Origin of the sequence: Pseudorhodobacter sp., from assembly GCF_030452865.1 — a bacterium.
GTDB lineage: Bacteria > Pseudomonadota > Alphaproteobacteria > Rhodobacterales > Rhodobacteraceae > Pseudorhodobacter.
The window spans coordinates 1-6,060 of sequence record NZ_JAKDLJ010000224.1 but is presented as its reverse complement, the minus strand read 5'-3'; the positions used below and the strand labels follow the sequence as shown (position 1 = coordinate 6,060).

Sequence of the window (6,060 nt, the reverse complement as noted above, 5' to 3'; positions counted from 1 at the left end):
CGATCAATTCGGCACTGACGAGTTTGATGGTTGCCAAAGGCGTCCCCAATTCATGCGCCGCCGCAGCGACCACGCCGCCCAGATCGGTCAGCTTCTGTTCGCGTGCAAGTGCCATCTGTGTTGCCAGCAATGCATCAGACATCGACTGGATTTCAGAGGCAACCCGATGGGAATAAAGCCCCAGAAACAGGATCCCGATCACGATTGCCAGCCAGGATCCGAACTCCAGCAGGCGCGGCACCATCAATTCACGGCCGTCGGTGAAATGCAGCGGAATATTGAAAATCGCGGTCAGGGAAATCAGCCCGATCGCCACGAACCCTAACAGAATGGTCGTGCGGGACTGCAAAGCCGAGGCCGAGATGATGACCGGCGCGATAATCAGTAATGCGAACGGGTTGGTCAGCCCGCCGGACAGGTACAAAAGAAATGAAAGCTGCGCCAGATCGAACAGCAGCACCAGCATCGCCTCGATATCGGACAAGCGGCGGTTTTCAGGAAAGACAAAGGCGGATACCAGATTGGCAATGACCGAAGCCCCGACCAGAACATAGCAAAACCCAAGGGGCAGCGAGAGCCCGAGATGGAAATACGCAACCGAAATCGCAGAGAACTGCCCGACAATTGCCATCCAGCGCAGCATGATCAAGGTGCGCAAACGCAGATGGTTTTGCGCGGTGTCGCGAAAAAACGGGCGGGAGTCCGGTTTGATCATTGCATTGCCCTGCCATTGCAAAAAGACTATCTCCGTTGATACGCAGTCAGATGCGCAGTGACAACGCGAACCGTTTGTACCATCGCAACGCAGCGATCAGAACGAGGCATGCAATTGAGGAGGTGCGGATGACCAAATATTACGCTGGTGCAGCGATTGCGGCGGTTGTCGCCCTTCTGGGTGGCTCTGCCCTCTGGGTCTACAGCAAGAACGCAGCCGACCCTTACGCGCAATGCCGGGGCGGGCAGGTCGCGGGCGGCACCATCGGTGGGCCGTTCACGTTGGTCAATCAACGCGGCGAGACGGTAACCGACAAGGATGTGATCCAGAAACCTTCGCTGGTGTATTTCGGCTATACGTTCTGCCCGGATGTTTGCCCTTTGGACAACGCCCGCAACGCCGAAGCGGTCGATATTCTGGAGGAGATGGGGCTGGATGTAACGCCGGTTTTCATTTCGGTCGACCCCAAACGCGACACGCCGGAAGTTCTGTCGGAGTTCGCCGAAATCATGCACCCGAAAATGATCGCCCTGACCGGCACCGAAGAACAGGTCAAGGCGGCTTCTCTGGCGTATAAAACCTATTTCAAGATTCAGGATCCGACGGATGAATACTATCTGGTCGATCACTCGACATTCACCTACCTGATGCTGCCGGAGAAAGGTTTCGTTGATTTCTTCAAACGGGATGTCACGCCGGATCAAATGGCTGAACGGGTTGCCTGTTTTTTGGGGGCAACGTGACATCTTTCACCGCACTGGCGGAAATGGATTTTACGGAAACGGAAGGAAAGAGTTGGAATGTCCGAGGATCTGAGCGCGGAAATTGGGGCTGATCGGTCGCTTCTTCTGGTCGATGACGATGAACCCTTCCTGAAGCGCTTGGCGAAGGCCATGGAAAAGCGTGGATTTTTACCGGAAACGGCAGAGACGGTGGCGATGGGCAAGGCGATTGCGCAGGCCCGCCCCCCAGCCTTTGCGGTGGTCGATCTGCGGCTTGAAGACGGCAACGGCCTCGATGTTGTCGAAGTTCTACGCGAAAAGCGCCCCGACTGCCGGATTGTTGTCTTGACTGGATATGGAGCAATTGCAACCGCCGTTGCTGCCGTTAAAATCGGTGCTACCGATTACCTTTCCAAACCTGCCGATGCCAATGAAGTGACCAATGCGCTTTTGTCACGCGGCGAAACCCTGCCCGCCCCACCGGACAATCCTATGTCGGCAGATCGGGTGCGTTGGGAACATATCCAGCGTGTATATGAAATGTGTGACCGCAATGTTTCGGAAACCGCGCGCCGTCTGAATATGCATCGCCGGACTTTACAGAGGATCCTTGCAAAACGCAGTCCGCGCTAACCCCCCAACTCGCAACTTTCCGCCTAGACAAGGGCCATAAACGCCATTTTACGCCGCTTGCATTTCTTTTTGTATATGTTGTTCATTTTGTATATGTTGTGCATAATGCAACAATCCAATATCAATGAAGCTCCAAACCCGAAAGGATCGTCACTTGAATATTGATTTAGAAAATCTATCACTCAAGGAATTGCGCGACTTGCAATCGCGAGTGACCAAAGCGGTAACGAGCTATGAAGACCGCCACAAGAAGAAAGCACTGGCCGCACTGGATGCAAAAGCCAAAGAGCTCGGGTTTTCTTCACTGGCGGAACTGACCGGGACAAGGGCAACCCGCAAACGCGCGCCTGCCGTGCCGAAATATGCCAATCCGGCCGATACCTCTGAAACGTGGTCCGGCCGCGGTCGCAAACCACGTTGGTTCGTTGCCGCGCTGAAAAAGGGGCGTACACCGGAAGATCTCGCGATTTGATCAGGTTCGTCGGCGTATAAAGCGCAACAGATCAGAGCTTTTTCATCAGTTCCGTGTGCCGAGAAATGAATGCGGTGCGCACTTGTATCGGCGGCCTTAGCTGAATTGATAGCCCTTTCAGGTTTTGGGCCGCCTGTTTCCCGAAGAATCGGTCCGCTTCGGCTTCGGTAAAACCCGCAATCTGAACGGCCTCCAACCACGCTGATGTTTTATCGGCGGATTTGATCGCCTTTTTGATTGATGGCGGAAGCGCCGCAGGCAAGCCAAAGCGAATGTGAATGGCGGCGGTCAAGCGTTCGTCCAATGCTCCGTAACCGGGGCCGACGGCGGCTTTTACCGGACTGATCATATCCCCGATGACATATTCCGGCGCATCATGCAAAAGCGCGGCCAGGTGCCAGCGCGCAGCCTCCCCCGGATTTGACCGGCGGAAGATTTCCTCCACCAGAAGCGAATGTTCAGCCACAGAATACGGCCAATCCCCAAAAGTCTGCCCATTCCAGCGCGCCACGAAGGCCAGCCCATGCGCGATATCTTCAATCTCGATATCCATCGGCGTTGGGTCCAGCAGGTCCAACCGCCGCCCCGAAAGCATCCTTTGCCACGCGCGCGCCTGCTTCATCCGCCCGTTTCCCGCCAAACCTGTTATCTGCTGTTTTACCTGACATTGCCGCGACGATGTTTCAATGCTATCTGACCGACAATCAACCAGATACCAAGGAGAACGGCGGATGCCGAAGGATTACATCGTCAAGGATATCTCGCTGGCCGAATTCGGGCGCAAGGAATTGAACATCGCCGAAACCGAAATGCCAGGCCTGATGTCGCTGCGCGAGGAATTCGGCCACTCAAAGCCGCTGAAAGGCGCGCGCATTGTTGGCTCATTGCATATGACGATCCAAACCGCCGTCCTGATCGAAACGCTTAATGCGCTGGGCGCAGATGTGCGCTGGGCATCGTGCAACATCTTCTCCACGCAGGATCACGCGGCGGCGGCGATTGCGGCAGGTGGCACCCCGGTTTTCGCGGTCAAAGGCCAGACGTTGGTAGAACATTGGGATTACCTCGACCGTTCCTTCATGTTCCCCGAAGGTGCCAACATGATTCTGGATGATGGCGGCGACGCGACCCTTTATGTCTTGCTTGGTGCGCGCGTGGAAGCGGGTGAAACCAACCTGATCGATGTGCCGACCTCCGAAGAAGAAGAAGCGATTTTTGCGCAGATCAAGAAGCGGATGAAGGAAAGCCCCGGCTGGTTCACCAAAACCCGCGAAGCGATCAAAGGCGTTTCAGAGGAAACAACGACGGGTGTGCATCGTCTTTATGATCTGCACAAGAAGGGCCAATTGCCCTTCCCTGCGATCAACGTGAACGACTCCGTTACCAAGTCGAAGTTTGACAACAAATACGGCTGCAAAGAATCGTTGGTCGACGGCATCCGTCGCGCGACCGATACAATGCTGGCTGGCAAGGTTGCGGTTGTCTGTGGCTACGGCGATGTCGGCAAAGGCTCCGCCGCCTCGCTGCAAGGCGCTGGCGCGCGTGTGAAAGTGACCGAAGTTGACCCGATCTGTGCATTGCAGGCAGCGATGGACGGGTTTGAGGTTGTGCTTCTGGAAGATGTTGTCGGTTCTGCCGATGTGTTCGTCACTACCACCGGCAATCGCGACGTGATCCGCATCGAACATATGCGCGAAATGAAGGATATGGCGATCGTTGGCAATATCGGCCATTTTGACAATGAAATTCAGGTCGCTGCGCTGAAGAACCACAAATGGACGAATATCAAGGAGCAGGTGGACATGATCGAGATGCCCAACGGGCATCGCTTGATCCTGCTGTCCGAAGGACGCTTGTTGAACCTTGGCAATGCCACCGGCCACCCTTCGTTTGTGATGTCGGCGTCTTTCACCAATCAGGTATTGGCGCAGATTGAATTGTGGACCAAAGGCGACGAATATGCGCCGGGCGTCTATATTTTGCCAAAGCATCTGGATGAAAAAGTTGCGCGCCTGCATCTGGGTCGTATTGGCGTCAAGCTGACCACATTGCGCAAGGATCAGGCCGACTATATCGGGGTGCCGGTCGAAGGCCCGTTCAAGCCAGAACACTACCGTTACTGATCCGACAATTTTTGCAACGTCAACAGGCCCGGTACAATGTGCCGGGCCTGTTGGCGTTTCAGTTGGGGTGAAACAAAGCTCAATTTTCCCTTTAACTGCCCTTCGATTTGCGCCTAAGGTTCGGCGAGGCATCCCTGCGAGTATCCGGGATGAGGTGGATGTAATCTTTTGAGGAGTGACGAGAGATGAGCAAGAGAGACGATCTGATCGCAAAATACGCAGAGGATCTGCGCAACAAGTGCAAGATGGAGCCGGACATGGCTTTGTTGACCAAGGTGACGATTGGCTGCGGCCCGGCGATCTATAACGCTGACAGCTCTACTGTTGCAGGCACCGACCCGGCTGAGCTTGAAACCGTCAAGAAGAACTTCCTGATGAAGAAACTCGGGCTCGCCGACGGCCCCGCGTTGATGGAGGCGATCAACGCCGTGATCAACACCTATGGCAAGTCAGAGCGTAACAAACACCGCGCCGTGGTCTATTACATGCTGACCAAGCATTTCAAGAAAGAATCCGTCTACGCCTGAAGCCGCTTCCGGCTATCGGTCACGACCGACAGCACCCGCTCCTTAAATGGTGCGGGTGTTATGCTTTCGAAGCTCTTACGAATTTCGCAGCGGGTTGCATCAATTCTTCGGTGTTTGGCTTTTGCCAGGACGTACAGTCTGCGCTATACAAAACCCATAGGGCAGGACGCCCGGAACCTTTTCTGACAGATCACGTGTGGTGCCAAGGGAGCGCGTGGAGTGGGTGGAGGGTTCCGATGGGGTCGGGGCCCTCCATTTTATTCCCGGCGCTAAAACAGCGTCAGAATAGCGCCGATAAGCCCGCAGCCGAACACCGCGTAGCCGCCATCAATCAGCGTCAGGGTAAAAGGCCGCATCGCATAGGCATTGTTAATCATGATCCAGGGTGCGATGAAAAAACTACCGATGCCAAGACCGCCCAGCAAACCCGCGCCAAAGGCATCGACACCCGCACTTGCGAAGACGTGGCGCATCATGCCAGCCACAATCAACATGCAAAGGGCGGACAGCAGATAGGGCAGCGCACTCCCCCCTTCCGGCTTGCCATTCGCGTCACATTTGATGCCCGACGCCTTCAACCATGGCCTGGAAAGCGTCATGTACCAAACCGCGCCAAAAACCCATGACGCCGCCGCCGCAACCAGAATACTCAGTATTTCCATCGCCACTCCCTCCCGTCCATGTTACCGCCTTCAGCGGTTGGCGCAGAGTATCACAACCCGTTACGGTTTCACGCCACCCATTTGGCAAACAATCTTCCATTCCTCGGGGGTGACAGGTTGAACCGAAAGCCGCATGGACTTCACCAGCGCCATCGCCTCCAGCCCCGGTTCAACCTTGCACTGATCCAATGTCACGGGATGTTTCA

At 55.3% G+C, this 6,060-nt stretch carries 8 protein-coding genes and 1 pseudogene; 5 read left to right on the top strand and 4 right to left on the bottom strand.

Annotation, left to right across the window (positions count from 1 at the left end):
* A pseudogene (locus L0H65_RS12935) lies at positions 1 to 715 on the bottom strand (sensor histidine kinase); the annotation flags it as partial.
* A gap of 128 nt (positions 716 to 843) precedes the next feature.
* Between L0H65_RS12935 and L0H65_RS12930 the strand changes: the two are divergent.
* The 3 genes from L0H65_RS12930 to L0H65_RS12920 all read left to right on the top strand — a co-directional run bounded on the left by L0H65_RS12930 (position 844) and on the right by L0H65_RS12920 (position 2,542).
* Complete coding sequence (locus tag L0H65_RS12930) at positions 844 to 1,458, top strand: SCO family protein (RefSeq protein WP_301459463.1); 615 nt, start codon at positions 844 to 846, stop codon at positions 1,456 to 1,458.
* Positions 1,459 to 1,515: 57 nt separating this feature from the next.
* Positions 1,516 to 2,070 (top strand): ActR/PrrA/RegA family redox response regulator transcription factor, encoded by a 555-nt coding sequence (locus tag L0H65_RS12925; protein WP_301459462.1) that lies wholly within the window; start codon positions 1,516 to 1,518, stop codon positions 2,068 to 2,070.
* 154 nt (positions 2,071 to 2,224) lie between these two features.
* Entirely contained in the window at positions 2,225 to 2,542 is a 318-nt protein-coding gene (locus tag L0H65_RS12920) for an H-NS histone family protein (protein WP_301459465.1), read from the top strand.
* A gap of 31 nt (positions 2,543 to 2,573) precedes the next feature.
* Here the strand turns inward: L0H65_RS12920 and L0H65_RS12915 are convergent, their stop codons facing one another.
* Positions 2,574 to 3,164, bottom strand: coding sequence for an HD family hydrolase (locus tag L0H65_RS12915; RefSeq protein WP_301459461.1), 591 nt, complete (start codon positions 3,162 to 3,164; stop codon positions 2,574 to 2,576).
* A gap of 109 nt (positions 3,165 to 3,273) precedes the next feature.
* On the opposite strand from L0H65_RS12915, the gene ahcY reads away from it, so the two are divergent.
* Both ahcY and L0H65_RS12905 read left to right on the top strand, forming a co-directional pair.
* Complete coding sequence (gene ahcY / locus L0H65_RS12910; RefSeq protein ID WP_301459460.1) at positions 3,274 to 4,665, top strand: adenosylhomocysteinase; 1,392 nt, start codon at positions 3,274 to 3,276, stop codon at positions 4,663 to 4,665.
* A gap of 185 nt (positions 4,666 to 4,850) precedes the next feature.
* Positions 4,851 to 5,192 (top strand): DUF2853 family protein, encoded by a 342-nt coding sequence (locus tag L0H65_RS12905; protein ID WP_301459459.1) that lies wholly within the window; start codon positions 4,851 to 4,853, stop codon positions 5,190 to 5,192.
* 269 nt (positions 5,193 to 5,461) lie between these two features.
* Here L0H65_RS12905 and L0H65_RS12900 read toward each other — a convergent pair whose 3' ends face one another.
* Both L0H65_RS12900 and L0H65_RS12895 read right to left on the bottom strand, forming a co-directional pair.
* Complete coding sequence (locus L0H65_RS12900; RefSeq protein ID WP_301459458.1) at positions 5,462 to 5,854, bottom strand: DUF1761 domain-containing protein; 393 nt, start codon at positions 5,852 to 5,854, stop codon at positions 5,462 to 5,464.
* Positions 5,855 to 5,914: 60 nt separating this feature from the next.
* Positions 5,915 to 6,060, bottom strand: a 146-nt coding sequence (locus L0H65_RS12895; RefSeq protein WP_301459464.1) for an EVE domain-containing protein, incomplete at its 5' end; no start/stop codon positions are given.